Origin of the sequence: Paenibacillus sp. A14, from assembly GCF_036864815.1 — a bacterium.
Taxonomy (GTDB): domain Bacteria; phylum Bacillota; class Bacilli; order Paenibacillales; family Paenibacillaceae; genus Fontibacillus; species Fontibacillus sanfengchensis.
In genome coordinates, this window is sequence record NZ_JBAGJD010000010.1 from 43,607 (window position 1) to 60,398 (window position 16,792).

Here is a 16,792-nt window from a genome sequence, read left to right on the forward strand (position 1 = left end):
ATGACGGAGAGTTGGCTGCAGAGCTTGTTCGATTTGAATCTGGTTTCCGCTTTGTTGTTGGTCATCCTGCTGTTTTCCATAACGCAGGGCTTGCTGCGGGGGGCCTCGCGCAGCGCGGGCAGGCTGGTGTCGCTGCTCAGCGGGGGCATACTGTCGGTGCTCGGCTTGCTGGCTTCGATCCCCCTTACGGTCTGGCTGTCGCCGATCGTACAAGAATGGCTGGCCGGCATCAAGCTGCCCGCGCGGGACTTATCCCGATGGGAGCAGGTCTATTTTACGCTGCTGACGGCTGTACGGGATTTTTCGCTGATGCGTTTTGCGGTGTTGTTCATGATCAGTTATTGGCTCATCCGCACGGTGCTGGGGCTTGCTTCGGCGTTTGCGCTGGGAGGCAAGGGCAGCTCGTTTTTGGGGCGGCTCGTCTTCGGCGGGGAGCGTCCGGCCTCCCTGCTCAGCCGTCTTGCGGGTGCAGGAATCGGCGCAGTGATCGGTGCGGCCCGGTGTTTAATGGTGATCGCCGTCTTGTTTATTGCCGTAACGCTGTTCCCGGACAGCGGGTTTAGCCGGTATGTACAGGCTTCCCCGGTTTACCAGCATGGGGCGCGTACGGTCATCGAACCGCTGTCGGGCAATTTGATCAAGGAGAAGCTGCCCGTTTTCACCCGCAGTGTCGAGGAAGAACTGAACGGCATTCTTCAGCAGAGATACGAGGTCATCGATGCCAATATCCCTCAGGATATTGAACTGGCGGCGGCGGAAATTACCAAAGGGGCCGGAAACGATGAGGAAAAGGCGCGCCTGCTGTACGATTGGGTCGGATCGCGCGTGACTTATGATTACGAGAAGGTCCGGGACTATGAGGACAATGGCCATTGGCGCGAGCAGACGCCGCAGAAGACCTTCGACACCAAGCGGGGGGTATGTATCGACTATTCCCGGTTGTATGCGGTGATGGCCCGTTCGCAAGGGCTGGATGTCAAAGTGGTTACCGGGCTGGGTTATGACGGCCGCGGCGGGTACGGCCCGCATGCGTGGAACGAGGTATATCTGAAAGAGCAGAAGAAATGGATTCCGCTCGACGCCACTTGGGCGAGCAGCGGGGATTGGTTTAATCCGCCCGCTTTTGAGGAGACGCATATTCCCGACAAGCTCGTCTAAAAGCTGGGAAACGCTGTAACTTCGCCATGCCCTTTTTCGTTATGCTAATATAAGAGTACGGAGTTTTAAGAATCAAAAGGGGTAAAGAGGGGAAACGGAAATGAAAAGTGTGTACTCTGACGATCCGCGCGAACAAGAAGCTGTGATGCAGCGTCATTTTAATATCCGCTTGAATTTGTTTTTCTTCAGCGCGTTTGCCATTTTTACCGTGATTATCGTTCGCCTGGCGATCCTGCAGTTTGTCGAAGGACCCACCTTGTCCAAGCAGGAAACCGCCATGCGGATTAAAGACGTGCCTCTGCCGCCTACCCGGGGAACGATCTATGCAGCCGGCGGCGAGAAGCTGGCGTATTCCACGCCGGTGCAATCGCTGTATATTACGTTGCAGAAGGATTACAGCAAAAAAAGCGGTGAGAAGAACCGTCCGGAAGCCATGGCTTTGGTCGACAAGCTTAAAGAAGTCTTCGATAAGTACGGTGATCCGAAGACGGAGAAAATGACCAAGGAAGATATTATTGAGGCGATGGACCTGGATTACCGGCAAAATGGAGGTTTTACGCCTCGGCGGATCAAAATGGATCTTAAGCCGAAGGAAGTGGCATACTTTCTCGAACGCAAGGATCAATTCCCGGGAATTGAGGTCGTGGAAGAAAACATTCGACATTATGATAAAGATACGGTTGCGGTTCAGGCAATAGGATACATCCGCAAGTATTCCAATGCATCAACGAATCTTGAGTTCTATAAGCAGATTAGAGCCCAGGAAGAAAAAGATCCTTCCTTGCACTATACCGAAACAGAAAATGTGGGGTACGATGGACTGGAACTTTATTATCAGGCTGAATTGCGCGGTAAAAACGGTTTTAAGAGCATCCCCATAGATCCGCGTAATATGGCGAACGGGATTCCGGAGGTGACTCCGCCCGTCAAAGGATATGATCTTCATACTTCAATAAATAAAAATATACAATTGGTGACCGAGCAAGCGATTATGGACCAAATCAACTGGGTACACCGTAATGCCGTATCGGGAAAGACACATCCTTATGCAAATACAGGCTATGCGGTAGCGATGGAAGTGGACACCGGCAATGTGGTGGCTATGGCCAGTATGCCGGATTATGATACAAACCTTTGGCAAAGTGGTAGTGTTCCGAAAGAGGAATGGAATAAAATAAGCTCGAATTATCAAAATGGCACGGTTACTCCATATAGTTCAGGACGTTCCGGTCATAATTTTGAATCCACGGTATTATTGGGCTCGACAGTAAAGCCATTATCGGTACTAGTTGGACTGAATGAAAATTTATTTACTACGAGCACCACATATTCTGACCGTGGAGTAGCCTATTTTGGCAAAAATGATTCCTCCCGGGTTCGCAACTCAGGTGGGCATGTTTATGGGTCACTGGACCCAGCGGAAGCGATCCGTCATTCTTCCAATGCCTTTATGGTGGATATGGTTGGCGAGAAGTTGTATAACAAGTACGGAGCCAAAGGAATTGACGTATGGGATAAGCACATGAAGGAGTTTGGATTGGGAGTTTCTACCGGCGTGGATTTACCTAATGAGTATCTGGGAAAGCTTGAGTACTTTAATAAAACGGAAACACCACTGACCCGGCTGGCCCTCGCTTCCTTCGGACAGCAAGGTAAATATACGGCAATGCAGCTTGCTCAATATGTAGCTACTATAGCCAATAGAGGAAAGCGGATGGAACCCCATTTAGTCACTAAAATTACAGATTCGGAAGGGAATATCATTAAAAAAATCGAACCAAAAGTATTGAATGAAGTTAAATTTAAAGATAACTATTGGGATGAAGTAATAAGAGGGATGCGCACAGAGGTAAGCGCGTTTAACGGTTTTGCGTATGATTTTGCTAGAAAAACGGGGACATCAGAGCAAGACTACAAAGGTAAAAGATTAGAGAACGGGGTATTTATCGCTTTTGCTCCACGCGAAAATCCTAAATTAGCTGTGGCCGTGGTGATACCGGAAGGGGGCTTTGGTGCCCACAGCGCCGCGCCGGTGGCCCGCAAAATTTTTGAGGCTTACGATCAGGAATATGGGCTCGACGGCGTGCCGAAGAAATCTTTGAAGCAGCAAAATGGGCAGACTGACGGGAAGAAGCAGGATTAATCGCCCTTGAATGCCGGAAATGCGTTGTCCTGCAGATATACGGCCGGTTCGCACCGGTTATGCGGGAATGTGCGTTTCGATTTAACAGGATCTTTTCCAGCTAATTTACCGAGCCACTTTATCGGATGACACGTGCCTCTTTTTCAAGTTATATCCATCCATCAGCCAAGCAAGAGGAAAAATTCCTCTTGCTTTTTTGTATGTTTATCCCTTAAAATTTGCCTTGAGGAAACTTTTTTACACTTAACTAAAAAATAATCTACAAGGAAACAAATATTTACTTGTACAACAAATGGGCGTGGACGCCGAAAATGTGGGAGGAGAGAACAAATGAACGAAATCAAGGTGAAGAAAAGTCCGCTGCAACGGGCGAAGATGACGCTAGGCGTATTGGCTCTGATCATTTTGGCGGCCTGCTCCAAGGTGGAGGGAAGCGCGGATCGGGCGAAGAGGCCGGCCGATGCTGGCAAGATTCAGGTGGTGGCCACGATCGGGATGATCACGGATGTAGTTCAGGAAATCGGCGGCGAGGAAGTGGAGGTCCACGGACTGATGGGACCTGGGGTGGATCCGCACTTATATAAGGCATCTCAGGGAGATATTCAGAAGCTCGACGAGGCCCAAATGATTTTTTACGGAGGACTGCATCTGGAAGGGAAGATGACGGAGATTCTGGAGAAGCTTGAGAAACACAAGCCGACGGTCGCCGTATCCAAAAATATCGATCCCACTCAGCTAAGAGCCGGGGATAAGGAGCAAGGAACGCAATATGACCCGCATATTTGGTTTAATGTGAAGTATTGGGTTACGGCGGCCGAAACGATTCGCGATACACTGACGAAATACGATCCGGCCCATGCCGATACCTACAAGCAAAACGCCGATGCCTACATCACGGAGCTGACGGAACTGGACGACGAGGTTCGGGCGCGGATCGCGGAAATTCCGGAAGCCGGACGCGTGCTGGTTACCGCGCATGACGCCTTCGGTTACTTCGGAGACGCTTACGGTATCGAGGTGATGGGCCTGCAGGGCATCAGTACGGCGGCGGAATACGGATCGAAGGATGTCAGCGAGCTGCGCGATTTTTTGGTGAAGAATCAAATCAAAGCCGTCTTCGTGGAGAACAGCATTCCCACAAAATCGATGGAAGCGGTCATTGCCGGAGCCAAGGAATTGGGGCATGAGGTCAAAATCGGCGGAGAGCTGTATTCCGATTCGTTGGGCGAACCGGGTTCCGAAGCGGACACTTACATTAAAATGGTACGCCATAATGTGAACACCATTGTGGGGGCTTTGAAATAGACTGTTAGGGTGAAAAGAGCCCAGAGTAAAGGAGAGCAAGCGATGACGATCTATCCTCTTGAAGTTGATCAACTTACCGTCGCCTATCAGAAAAAACCGGTGCTTCGCTCCGTTTCGTTTCAAATCCCGTCGGGGAAATTGATCGGTGTGTTGGGGCCGAATGGAGCGGGAAAATCGACGCTGCTGAAAGCCGTGCTCGGCTTGATTCCCAAGGTGGGGGGCGAAGTGAAAATCTTTGGCCAACCCTACCGTGAGCAGCGTAAAAATGTAGGTTACGTACCGCAGCGCGAATCCGTGGATTGGGATTTTCCCACGAACGCTCTGGACGTCGTAATGATGGGCCGGTACGGCCATCTGGGCTGGCTTCGCCGCCCGGGCGCGAAGGAGCGGGAAATTGCCCTGGAATGCCTGACCAAAGTCGGCATGGCGGACTATGCCGGGCGGCAGATCAGCCAATTGTCCGGCGGCCAGCAGCAGCGGGTATTTCTGGCCCGGGCGCTGGCTCAGAACGCCAAGCTGTATTTTATGGATGAGCCGTTTGCCGGCGTGGACGCCACGACGGAGAAAGCGATCATCCAACTGCTGCACGAACTGAAAGACCAGGGGAAAACGGTGTTGGTCGTGCACCACGATCTGTCCACCGTTCAGGAATATTTTGATCATGTGATGCTCCTCAATGGAGAACTGGTGGCGTCGGGGCCGACCTCCGACATTTTTACACCGGAATATTTGCAAAAAACCTACGGCGGAAGAATCGCCATGCTGCAGGATTTTGCCGCCGTACCGGCAGGGAAGGTGTAAGACTTATGATAGCCTCGTTGATAAATTGGCTGACCGATCCGAATATGCAGTGGATCCTGATGGGTTCCTTACTGCTCGGGCTCGGCACCGGGGTGATCGGCTCATTTACCTTCCTCCGCAAACAAAGCTTGCTTGGCGATGCGCTGGCGCACGCCGCGCTTCCCGGCATCTGCATCGCGTTTATGCTCAGCGGAGTGAAGTCGATCGGGCTCTTTATGATCGGAGCCGTTTTGGCGGGCGTGGTTGCTACCTTCGGCATCCATGCCATTACCCGCTATTCCCGGATCAAGCAGGATGCCGCGCTGGGCATCGTGTTGTCCGTGTTTTTCGGGATCGGCGTGGTCATGATGACCAAAATCCAGCACAGTGGCAACGGCAATCAGAGCGGGCTGGACAAATATATGTTCGGCCAGGCGGCTTCCATGATGCTGTCCGATGTTTATCTGGTCGGTATCGTTTCACTCATCCTTGTGGCCGTATGCACTCTGCTGTTTAAGGAATTCAAGCTGGTCAGTTTTGATCCCGGGTTTGCCCGGGGCATGGGGTTGAGGGTCGGCCTGCTGGAACAGCTGCTGCTCCTTATGACGGTTATTGCCGTCGTGGTCGGCATTCAGGCCGTGGGAGTGGTGCTGGTCGCAGCGCTCCTGATCACTCCCGCGGTGGCGGCCCGTTATTGGACGGACGCTTTAAGCGTCATGGTCGTCCTGGCCGGTCTGTTCGGGGCGCTCTCGGGGGTGACGGGCACCCTGATCAGCGGCACGCTGTCAAATCTGCCGACCGGGCCGGTCACCGTGCTCGCCGCGACCTCCTTGTTCGTCGTATCGGCGGTATTCGCGCCGAATCGCGGGCTGGTCGCCAAGCTGGTCCGCCGGCTCCGGCAGAGGAATGACCTTCGGCGAAGCTTCGAATCCGCGGTCGTCGACATGCCGGGGATTTCGCAAAGAACGCAAGCAGCGGAAAGGAGTGCGGACTGATGGCGGATTTTTGGATCATACTAACCGGCACATTGGTTGCCGCGACCTGCGGGGTACTGGGCTGCTTCCTGGTTCTCCGCAAAATGGCGATGGTGGGCGATGCGATCAGCCACTCCGTCCTGCCCGGCATCGCGATCGCTTTTCTGGTCAGCAGTTCCAGGGATTCGCTTCTGATGCTGGTCGGGGCCGCCGTTTTAGGCTTGATCACGGTCTTTCTGATTCAACTGCTGCAGCAGGGCGGCCTCCAATCCGATGCCTCCATCGGCATCGTGTTTACCGCGCTGTTCGCCATCGGGGTCATTCTGATCAGCCGAAACGCGGCGCATATCGATCTCGATCTGGATTGCGTCCTGTTCGGGGAGATCGCCTATGTCCAGTGGGATACGCTCATCTGGAACGGCTATGATTTCGGACCGGTCGCCGTGTGGATGCTCGGCGGAACGCTCGTGCTTGTGCTGACGGTCATCGGTCTCTTTTACAAGCAGTTCAAGCTGTGCGCCTTCGATCCGGCGCTTGCCGCAGCGGTGGGCATCCCCGTGGCCCTATTCCACTACCTGTTGATGGGGATGGTGTCGCTGTCGACAGTGGCCTCTTTTGAAAGTGTTGGAGCTATTCTGGTCGTCGGTATGCTGATCGTTCCGGCCTCGACGGCTTACCTGCTGACCGACCGGCTCAGCGTGATGCTGCTGTACAGCGTACTGATCGGCGCCGTCAGCTCCGCGGGCGGCTACTATGCCGCCAAATGGCTGGACGCTTCCATCGCGGGCGCGATGATCACGGTGGCGGGCATCCTGTTCGTGTTGGCGTTTGTTTTCTCGCCGCTGCACGGGCTGTTGGCCCGCTACCAGAAGCGCCGCAAGCTGAAGACGGCGTCGGCCTGAACGGCCTAAGCGCCGGCTAGCCGGCGGTGTCAACGGTATCGACAATTCGGGAAAAGCATATCTTTATGCAGTTCAGGGTCCCCTGCTCTAGGGGGCCTTTTGTTTGGATTGGGGCTGGTTTGACATATTTAGACCTGGTACTTTGTGAAATTCCTGCAAATCTGCAGGCTTTTACGTTGAAGAGGACTCATTTGTGAAAACCACCGGAAATTCCTGTAGATTTGCAACTTTTGAAGGGGATGCCTCATACCTTGGGAGGAAAATAATTCCTAAAGTCGAATAGTTGTACGAGGACAGGCGCTGTCGGATTTAGCTACTACTTCATTTATTTAGGGAGAAGTGAATGATATTGAGCAAACGGCAAATTATGGTTCTACTTACGGCTGTGTTGATTTGTATACCGTTAATGGGGGCAAGCCGAAGCAATCTTAATCTTGAGCAAGCCTCCGAATTGACCATTAGAATTCATAACATTCCTCGTCAAAAAACCACGGAACCTTTGACGATCTTTTGGGCAAAAGCTAGTGACGGCTTGTACAAAACGATCGTAAACGGAGATAAGACGAAGACTTATTCAATCCTTAAAGGGAATTTCAGCAATGTCCTCTATAAAGACTACGAGACGGTTTATTTTCTTAAGCAGGGAGATGGCCAAACCGGTGATATTTACAAGTTTACCATGTCCTCCAAAAAATTAACGCGCTTGACCAACCTAGGAGAGATCGATCTATTTTTCCTCAAGAGCCAAAGTATTTATTATACTACCAATAGCATCGACCCGGGCGTGTATCGAATATCGCTTGACGGGAGTTCGAAGATAAGGGTAAATCCGATTGTATTGAATCCGCAGGACAAAAAATATCATTATTACATTGGCTACGGAATACAAACCCTTGGCGATATCTATTTTCCACTGATGAGACAGCCCTTGCCATCCACGGGCGAGATGTATATTGAGGAGAACGATGACGACGAAACGGCCTTCGATCAGATTTTCAAGAAGACCAAGGAGGAGCAACTATCTTCTTACTTCTTTTTTATGGATGATTACATAGGTGAAGCAGATTCGGATTCGTTCTTTTTTGTGGAACGTGATAGGGATAAGCACGCAACTTACCTTCATCTGTTCCAAAAGGGGGATGAAATTGTGCGTAAAATTATCGGTTGGGATCTCGAGCCCCTGGATGTTTTGGATGGATGGGCATATTTCACCGTAAGTGATGAAGATAGGGAAACAGGGGGAATATTCGCCATCCGAATGGATGGTTCAGGGCTGCGCCAGGTTGGCAGCAACGAATTTTTCTATTCCGACTACCTGGGCAGTATTAAGCGGCATCTCGTTTTCCAAAACCGAAACGACGACTCCTTTGCGATTTTAAAGGGAATATGACCCATATGCGAATAGGAGGGCAAATAATAGATGATCCAAGAGGTCCAGCGATGGTTTATGTTCAAAAGAAAACGAAGTAGGTCCGAAATCCGTTTAAGGTTATTTCTGTTCCCTCCGGCGGGAGGCGATGTTTCTACCTACTTGCGTTGGGAAGAGGACATGCCCGAATTCGTGGAGACTTGTTTCGTGCGGCTTCCCGGCAGGGGTGCCAGATTCGCGGAACCTTCCATCGACCGCATGGACAGGTTGATCCATTCACTGTCGGAAGAGATGGGGGAGTATACGGATGTCCCCTATGTTTTGTTCGGGCACAGTATGGGAGGACTTGTCGTTTACGAACTGGCGCGGAGGATGCAGCATCTGGGATGGCGACTGCCGGAAGGGTTGATTATTTCTTGTGTCAGGGCTCCCCATCATATGAACCGATTTACGGAAAGCTTGACGGAAAATAATGATGACAAACTATATATGAAAAGCGATGCGGAGTTTCTTGATAACATCGTCCATTTGGGAGGAATTCCGGAGGTGCTCCGTCAGAATCGGGACTTCTTGGAGATGATTCTGCCTACATTTCGAAAAGATATGAAGCTGTGCGAAACCTACCAGCCGGAGCATGCTGCGCCGCTGCCGATTTCCATAGAAGTTTACGGGGCCAGCAGGGACCACCTGGCTAAGGGAGATGAGCTGGAGGGCTGGAAGCGGTACACTTCCAAAACGTTCGCGCTTACGATGTTTCAAGGCAACCACTTTTATTTTGTGGATCAGCCCGGCCCTGTCCTGACGCATCTGCGGAATAAACTGATCGAGTTGGATGCACGGAACGGCGCGGAAAGGACGATCGAGCGAAGATGATAGAGATGTATTACGTCGACATTGAAGAAGAAATCTCCTGCCAAGACAACGATACCTTGCTGGGGATCTGCTCACGGGAAAAACGCATGGAAGCGAACCGGTTTCGCTTTGAGTCGGATCGAAAAAGAGCCGTTTACGGAGAAGCTTTGGCCCGTTATATGGTCGCCGGGAAAACCGGACTGTCGATGAATGAATTGATCTTCGACAAAAACCGATACGGAAAGCCCTATCTTCGGGGGCAGCATCGGATTTTTTTTAACCTCTCCCATTCGGGAAGATATGTGATCTGCGGTTTGGATCAGGAGGAAATCGGGATCGATATCGAAGAGGTCAAGAGCATGGACTTGGGGATCGCCAGTAAATTTTTTCATGCTAGCGAATATGCATATCTTCTTTCCAGGGAGCAGGAGCAGCGGATGGATGCGTTATTTGAGCTGTGGACCCTAAAGGAAAGCTATATCAAATTTTTGGGGGTCGGATTGCAAAAACCTTTGGATGCTTTCTACTTCAACTTGGAGGGCCCTTCGGTCGAACTGCATTCGGATGATCGAATCCCCGCATTCATTCAGAGCTGTACGATCAAGGGGAGCTACAAGCTGGCGGTTTGCGCCGACAGCCCCGGACCGATCCGGGTGCGGCAAATCTCGGTCAAGGATATCGTTTCGAGCATAGGTAGAAGAGGGCTCCAGCACACCGACGGATAAATTAATAACAGGTACCTTGCATTAAACAGTACCGTATGTTAATATTTGGTTATCCAGCTACTGCACAATGCTCAGTACTAAACAAAGCGTGGTGGAAGATATTGAATATTCAATTCAAGAAAGGTGTGTTGGAGCTTTGTGTCCTGGTATTAACGGCCAAGAAGGACCGCTACGGATATGAGTTAGTGGATCAGATTTCGCAAAAATTTGAAATCGCGGAAGGTACGATTTATCCGTTGTTAAGGCGGTTGGCTGCCGAAGGACTATTTTCAACGTATCTGTTTGAGTCGGATGAGGGCCCTCCCCGGAAATACTATAAGATTACGGATGAGGGAAGAAAAGTCATGCATGAATTAATCGAAGAATGGAGTAAGTTTGCCAAAGGGGTGCAGGAGATGATTGAGGAGGGTTCAGAGTGAAGAAAGAAGACTACTTGAACGAACTGTCCCAATATCTTAAGCCGCTGCCTCCCGATGAAAGGGCCGAAGCCATGGCTGATTACCGAGAGCATTTCGAGATGGCCGAATTAAACGGACGGTCCGAAGAAGAGATCATCTCCAGGTTGGGCCAACCCCAATTGGTCGCACGGGCCGTGCTTGCCCAATTTCAAATTCGGCTGGCGGGAAATTCCCCCTCGCTGGCTAGCGTAACCAAGGCGGTTCTGGCGACCGTAAGTTTGGGATTGTTCAATCTGGTTATCGTCCTGATCCCCTTTGCCGCCTCGTTGGCTGTCCTTGCCGGACTATTCGGCTTCGCTCTCTTCTTGATGATTTCGCCGGTCTTGCTGATCATGCAGCATCCGATCCTCACGGTTGTTATCAGCGACTTTTTCCTGATGTTGGGGCTGGTCGGCACAGGTCTGCTGCTTCTGGTCGGGATCATCCAATTAACCCGGTTGTACTATCGTCTTGTCATCCGGTATCTGAAATATAACCTGAAAATGATGAGAAGGGAGTGATCTGAGTTGACCCGGAGATTACGAAAAATAAGCAGACTCGCCCTTCTGCTGATCGCCGTCTCGGTGGTTGGAAACGCGGTTATGTATCTGCTGGGCAATTCTCCATTTAACTTGGGCGATCTTTCCGTCGAACGGACCTTCGGTGCGGAGTTGGCGGACGAAATCCGTATTGAAACGGATACGGAAAAGGTCGAGGTACTTCCGATCGAAGGAAATGAAATCCGGACAGCGTTGGGTGGGAAGACGACGAAAAAGTGGCTGGAGGATTACCGGATAGATATCACGGAAGACCAAGGGAGCGTCCGGATCAAAGTTGTCCAGGACAGTAGATTTAAATTTCTTGATATCTATACGGATCTTAAGTTGACCGTGGGGATCCCGGAGAAAAAGCTAAGCCGTCTGCAGGTCGTTTCGGACACGGGAGATATTTCGATAGGTTCCGTTTCAGCGGATATCTATTCGGCGGCAAGCGATACGGGCTCGATCCGATTGGATGTCCAAGAGGGAGAAATTCAGGCCAGGACGGACACCGGCACCATTGCGGCCTCACTCCGTCACATTGCCCACGACATCCATGCCGAAACGGATACCGGCGATATTACGATACAAACGGCCTTGGTTCCGCAAGCGCTGCAAACGAAATTATCCGCGGGTTCGGGAAAGACCGACGTTTCATTGCCGGACTATCGGGACGATGGGATCGGGAAAGGGGGGCCATGGGTGGAACTGGTCTCCGACACCGGCAATCTAACCGTCAAACAGAGTAACGAGCTTCAAAAATGAGAAATCCCACTTTTAGGAGGGTGCCCTTATGATAACCCCAAATGCCAGCAAAGTCGTTTTGATCAAGACGGAGGATTTGTGCAAAACTTACTCGACCGGAACCGAACAATTTCACGCGGCAAAAAAGATCGATCTGGAGGTCTATAAAGGCGATTTCACAGTGATTATGGGAAGCTCGGGATCGGGAAAGTCCACGTTGTTGTACCTCCTAAGCGGATTGGATACGGTTAGTTCCGGAAAGGTGTTCTTCAAAGGACAGCGGATTGATGCCTATTCGGAAAAAGAAATCACGGATTTCCGCTCCAGTAAAATCGGCTACGTGTATCAATCGATCAACCTGATTCCGGATTTCACCCTGCTGGAAAATGTGGCCTTCCCGGGTTATGTGGCCGGGCGAAGCAAGAACGATGTGAATAAACAAGCCTTGAAGCTGTTGAAAACGATGGGCATCGGGGAGCAGGCCGACCGCTTGCCTTCCCAGGTTTCCGGCGGTCAGCAGCAAAGGGCGGCCATCGCCAGAGCCCTGATCAACTCGCCCGAGGTGATCTTTGCCGATGAGCCCACCGGGGCGCTGAGTCAAGAGCAGGGGACGATCATTCTCGACCTGTTGACGGATATGAACCGGACCGGCCAATCCATAATGATGGTGACGCACGATATCAAGGCGGCTTGCAGGGCGGATCGGCTGATTCTGGTCAAGGACGGTATGATCGACGGTATTTTGGAACTAGGCAAGTATACGCCGGAACAATTGAAAGCAAGAGAAAGCCAAATCTTCATGTTCATGTCAGGGAAGGGGAGATAAGGCATGTATGCCGTTTGGAAGCTTTGTTGGACGAATCTGAAGAACAAAAAAGTTCAAAACAGCTTCATTGCCATCATCATCATGCTTGCGGCCCTGCTTCTGTCGACGGCTGTCCTGGTCCTTAACAACACGAATCGGATGTATGAGCAGATGCACGCCGAGACCCGCGGCGCCCATCAAATACTACGGCTGGAGAACGGGATTTACGACCCCTACCGGGTTCAGCAATGGTGGGCGGGGCAGGAGGGAGTCACCGTCTCCGAAGTAATGCGGTACCGCTATTTGTCCAGCATGTCGCACGCCGGGAAAGAGATTCCCAATGTCGATTTGTACATGATGGATACGTTGAACGGACCTTTTCCCGTTGACCGCCTGTTGTTTGCGGAAGGAGAAGAAAGAAGCTCACCCGAGGCCGGAACGGCCTGGATCCCCACATCTCTCGCTTATTCCAACAATATTCATGTCGGAGACGCAATCGAGTTTAAAACCGACGAAGGAAGCTTCCGGCTCAACGTTGCCGCCGTGGTCGTAGATATTTCCTATTGCTCCCCCTTCGCGACCAGCGGCCGGATCTGGCTGAACCATCAGGACTACAATACAAACTTGTCGGCTCTGCAGGGGGACGATAAATACATGACGGGCCTGCGGTTTGACGATTACAGTCAGAACAGGGCCTATTGGGAGAGGTTCGAACAGTTTCTGGGAGCCCCTTACCTGGAATCGGTAAAAGACTTCGAGAGTCTGTCGTCCTATTATATGATAGCGAATCAGGTCATTAGTTTCGTGATGATCTTTCTGGCTGTCGTCATGATCGCGGTCGCGCTTTACACACTGGGATTCACCATTTCCGACGCGATCCTATCAAGCTACCGTACGATCGGAATCATCAAGTCCGTCGGCCTATCCTCCCGTAAAGTTATTTTAGCCTATGTCACCCAGTATACGTTTTTGGCGTTCATTTCGGTCATACCCGGGATTTTGGCCAGTTATGTCTTCTCCGCCAAAATCGTTGCCGGCTCCATGGCTTATCTCAGCATAGGCTCCGCCGATATGAACAACGCTTATTCGATGCTCGCCGTTTGGCTCGGAGCAGCCGTTGTCGTGATGATCTTCCTCTCCGCGCTGCTATTCTCTTACAAGGCCCGCGCAGTGGAGCCGGCCCAAGCCGTCCGTTACGGCATGTCGGAGAAAGAGTATTCCCGGAAAGCGGGCGGAAGCGGAAGCTGGAAAGGGAAACTGCTTCAGTTGGGCACGCTCCCCACCTCGTTAATCATCGGTCTTAGAGGCGTCACGAAGAATGTTCGCGGTTCGGTGCTGATTGTTCTGATATCCGCTTTATCTACTTCCGTCCTCGTGTTCGGTTTCCTGTTCGTGAACAGCATCTCTTCCATTCATGGAACTATCGCGAAATGGGGATATGATTCGGCCGACTTATCGGTAAGAATCGATAATCCCGCCAAATTGACCTTCGACCGGTTGCAGGAAGAGGTGTTGTCGGATCCCCGAGTGAAAAACTATTCCCGCTATGGGGACGCGAACGCGGTTTTGCCGCTGAAGAATCAAGGGTCCTCCGCGAAAGGGCAGGCGGATACGATGGGAGTGCTGCTAACGGTGGCCGACGGGAATTACGATGACATCGGCTATGAAAATGTGGAGGGCCGAAACCCGGCCGGCGCCCGGGAAATCTCCATCGGCGTGAACGTAGCACGGACTTTAGGCATTCATGCGGGGGATTCGCTGGATATTTACATTGAAGGCGAGAAACATACGCTTAAAGTGACCGGAATCTATCAGGCGATCGCGAATATGGCATTTACGGGACGAATTACCGCCGATGTCATCCGGAATGTCAATCCGGATTACGGCAGCACGATGAATACCACGTTCATCAATCTCAAGGAAGGCGTGTCGGTCGACCAGTTCGTGAGCGAGCTGCATCAGCGGTACGGAAACGTGCTTTGGACGGCGAGCCAGGCCACGCTGGTTGACGAGGTGTTTTCCCAAGCCTTCACCATCATTGTCCTTCCGATGTCAGTCATGGCACTGCTGTTCATCGTAATTACATTTGTGATTATCTATAGCATCTGCCGGATTCATATGAAAAAAGAGAGCCGAACCTACGGTATCTACAAATCCATCGGCATGACCTCCCGGCAGATCCGTCTGTCGGAAACGGCGGGAATCCTGTTCCTGTCGGCGATCGGCGCTTTGGTTGGAATCCCTTTAGGGCTCTTGGGCCTTCCTCCTCTGTTAAACCTCGTCCTGGCGGACTACGGCATCGTGGAAGTCCCGTTGATCATGAACGGAGGCGGCATAGCCTTGATGATTCCGCTAAGTATTGCGGCGGCTTGTCTCGGGTCCTGGACCGCATCCAAATCGGTTCAAACCACGTCTCCAAGGTTGTTGACGGTGGATTAATCAGCAGGCTTCCGGCTCGTTCCGGAAGCCTTTTTGGTGATGCAAAATGTAAACAAAGCAGACTTTTACTAAAATATTACATGAAATATACAATAATTGGATTGACATGTAAAAAGTATATAGTATATTTGACTTTAGATGTTAATTACTTAATTATCATCCACTTCTATATAATTACCTCTATGTAAAACATATCCTTTCATTTTATGAGTTGCGTCAGAAGCTTCACTTCAAGACTCACACTTCAGAGTTCTTTCTCATTATCCACTACCCAACATCAATCGCTCAAACTCTTACACCCTGCTCCACTTTTATCCAACTAAATATATTTGAATTGAGGTCTGCGTATGGCAAATACCGCCTTTTTGTTCCCGGGGCAAGGGTCGCAATATGTCGGCATGGGAAAAAAGTTGCACGATCAGTTTACCGCGGCAAAGCTGTTGTTCGAAGAAGCTAATGACACGTTAGGTTATGATCTTGTCAAATTGTGCTTTGAAGGCAGTCATCAAGAACTCATGCAGACCATGAATACACAGCCGGCGATTTTGGCCGTAAGCGTCATGGCCTTCGAGATCGGCCGACAAGAACTGGGCTGGGAGCCCTGTTTTATGGCGGGACACAGTCTTGGCGAATATTCCGCCCTCGTGTGCAGCGGGGTTATGTCTTATCGGGACGGACTAAGCATTGTAAGAAAACGGGGGATGCTGATGCAAGCTGCGGTCTCCTCCAGTCTCGGCGCGATGGCCGCCGTGACTCATGTAGTCGCGGACCAACTGGAAGAGTGGTGCCGCAGGACAACGACGGAAACCTCGCAGGTAGTCATTGCCTGCTACAACTCTTTGCAGCAGCATGTCATTGCCGGCCACCAGGAGGCAGTCCGGGCCGTTGCGGATCGGGTACTGGAAGCGGCGCCGCATGCGAGCGTGAAATATTTGAACGTGAGCGCTCCTTTCCACAGCCCGCTGATGCAGTCCGCGGCGGACAAGCTGGCGTTGGAATTGCGGAATGTGGAAACCCGGCCCGGCCGATGGCCGATTATCTCGAATGTTACAGCCCGGCCTTATGGGCGGGAGGATCTGGTTGGGCTGCTCTACCGCCAAATGACTCACCCGGTTCGCTGGCGGGAGACGATGGAGTACCTGTACCGGAATGACATGGAGCGAGCGGTGGAAGTCGGGCCTCGCCAGGTGCTGACTCAGCTCATGAAAGAGACTTATCCAGCCGTACAAACCTTCCATGTGGAGCATCCGCAAGAAATGAATACGCTGCGTCCGTTATTCGCTGCGGACGGGACTCGGCGCGAAACCGCGATCGCTGCGGCACAGGCGGCTTTAACGGCCGCCCTCATCGCCCGAAACCGGAATGAGGATGCTGAGGCCTACACAACCGGCGTTGTCGAGCCCATTCGGCAAACCCGGGAACTGATCGAACAAATGCGTCGTCGGGACGGGAATTTGGACGTCAATCAAATCCTGGACCGGATAAGGGAATTGCTGCGGCAGATCTTGAACACCAAACAACTGCCGCCGGACAAACAGAACGACATCTTCAGCAAGCTGCAGGCCATCGGGCAGTCGGCCGCCGTATTGCAGCGATAATCTATTTTTTGGGGGGGAAATG

Annotated in this window: 15 protein-coding genes; all 15 read left to right on the forward strand. The window is 51.6% G+C overall.

What is annotated here, in order from left to right:
- A complete protein-coding gene (locus tag V4U88_RS21740; RefSeq protein WP_334075355.1) occupies nucleotides 1–1,158 on the forward strand; it encodes a transglutaminase domain-containing protein in 1,158 nt (385 codons plus the stop codon).
- Between the two features lie 100 nt (nucleotides 1,159–1,258).
- Nucleotides 1,259–3,301: a peptidoglycan D,D-transpeptidase FtsI family protein gene (locus tag V4U88_RS21745; protein ID WP_334075356.1), complete on the forward strand. Its 2,043-nt coding sequence runs from the start codon at nucleotides 1,259–1,261 to the stop codon at nucleotides 3,299–3,301.
- Between the two features lie 330 nt (nucleotides 3,302–3,631).
- The gene (locus V4U88_RS21750; protein ID WP_334075357.1) at nucleotides 3,632–4,606 is read left to right on the forward strand and encodes a metal ABC transporter solute-binding protein, Zn/Mn family; all 975 of its coding nucleotides are present in this window, start codon (nucleotides 3,632–3,634) and stop codon (nucleotides 4,604–4,606) included.
- A gap of 42 nt (nucleotides 4,607–4,648) precedes the next feature.
- Nucleotides 4,649–5,407, forward strand: coding sequence for a metal ABC transporter ATP-binding protein (locus V4U88_RS21755; RefSeq protein ID WP_334075358.1), 759 nt, complete (start codon nucleotides 4,649–4,651; stop codon nucleotides 5,405–5,407).
- Nucleotides 5,408–5,412: 5 nt separating this feature from the next.
- Nucleotides 5,413–6,381 carry a metal ABC transporter permease gene (locus tag V4U88_RS21760; RefSeq protein ID WP_334075359.1) on the forward strand — a complete coding sequence of 323 codons (969 nt, stop codon included), beginning with the start codon at nucleotides 5,413–5,415 and terminating at the stop codon, nucleotides 6,379–6,381.
- Complete coding sequence (locus tag V4U88_RS21765; RefSeq protein ID WP_334075360.1) at nucleotides 6,381–7,262, forward strand: metal ABC transporter permease; 882 nt, start codon at nucleotides 6,381–6,383, stop codon at nucleotides 7,260–7,262. Before V4U88_RS21760 ends, V4U88_RS21765 begins: the two co-directional genes overlap by 1 nt.
- Nucleotides 7,263–7,611: 349 nt before the next feature.
- Entirely contained in the window at nucleotides 7,612–8,652 is a 1,041-nt protein-coding gene (locus V4U88_RS21770; protein WP_334075361.1) for a DUF5050 domain-containing protein, read from the forward strand.
- A gap of 30 nt (nucleotides 8,653–8,682) precedes the next feature.
- A complete protein-coding gene (locus V4U88_RS21775) occupies nucleotides 8,683–9,504 on the forward strand; it encodes a thioesterase II family protein (protein WP_334075362.1) in 822 nt (273 codons plus the stop codon).
- A complete protein-coding gene (locus tag V4U88_RS21780) occupies nucleotides 9,501–10,208 on the forward strand; it encodes a 4'-phosphopantetheinyl transferase family protein (protein ID WP_334075363.1) in 708 nt (235 codons plus the stop codon). Before V4U88_RS21775 ends, V4U88_RS21780 begins: the two co-directional genes overlap by 4 nt.
- A gap of 101 nt (nucleotides 10,209–10,309) precedes the next feature.
- Nucleotides 10,310–10,627: a PadR family transcriptional regulator gene (locus V4U88_RS21785; RefSeq protein WP_334075364.1), complete on the forward strand. Its 318-nt coding sequence runs from the start codon at nucleotides 10,310–10,312 to the stop codon at nucleotides 10,625–10,627.
- On the forward strand, nucleotides 10,624–11,166 hold the full coding sequence (locus tag V4U88_RS21790) for an HAAS signaling domain-containing protein (RefSeq protein WP_334075365.1): 543 nt from the start codon (nucleotides 10,624–10,626) through the stop codon (nucleotides 11,164–11,166). Before V4U88_RS21785 ends, V4U88_RS21790 begins: the two co-directional genes overlap by 4 nt.
- A 6-nt stretch (nucleotides 11,167–11,172) precedes the next feature.
- A complete protein-coding gene (locus V4U88_RS21795; protein WP_334075366.1) occupies nucleotides 11,173–11,949 on the forward strand; it encodes a DUF4097 family beta strand repeat-containing protein in 777 nt (258 codons plus the stop codon).
- Between the two features lie 28 nt (nucleotides 11,950–11,977).
- A complete protein-coding gene (locus tag V4U88_RS21800; RefSeq protein WP_334075367.1) occupies nucleotides 11,978–12,754 on the forward strand; it encodes an ABC transporter ATP-binding protein in 777 nt (258 codons plus the stop codon).
- Nucleotides 12,755–12,757: 3 nt separating this feature from the next.
- Entirely contained in the window at nucleotides 12,758–15,172 is a 2,415-nt protein-coding gene (locus tag V4U88_RS21805; RefSeq protein WP_334075368.1) for an FtsX-like permease family protein, read from the forward strand.
- A 347-nt stretch (nucleotides 15,173–15,519) separates the two neighbouring features.
- Complete coding sequence (gene fabD / locus V4U88_RS21810) at nucleotides 15,520–16,770, forward strand: ACP S-malonyltransferase (RefSeq protein WP_334075369.1); 1,251 nt, start codon at nucleotides 15,520–15,522, stop codon at nucleotides 16,768–16,770.
- Nucleotides 16,771–16,792 lie beyond the last annotated feature (22 nt).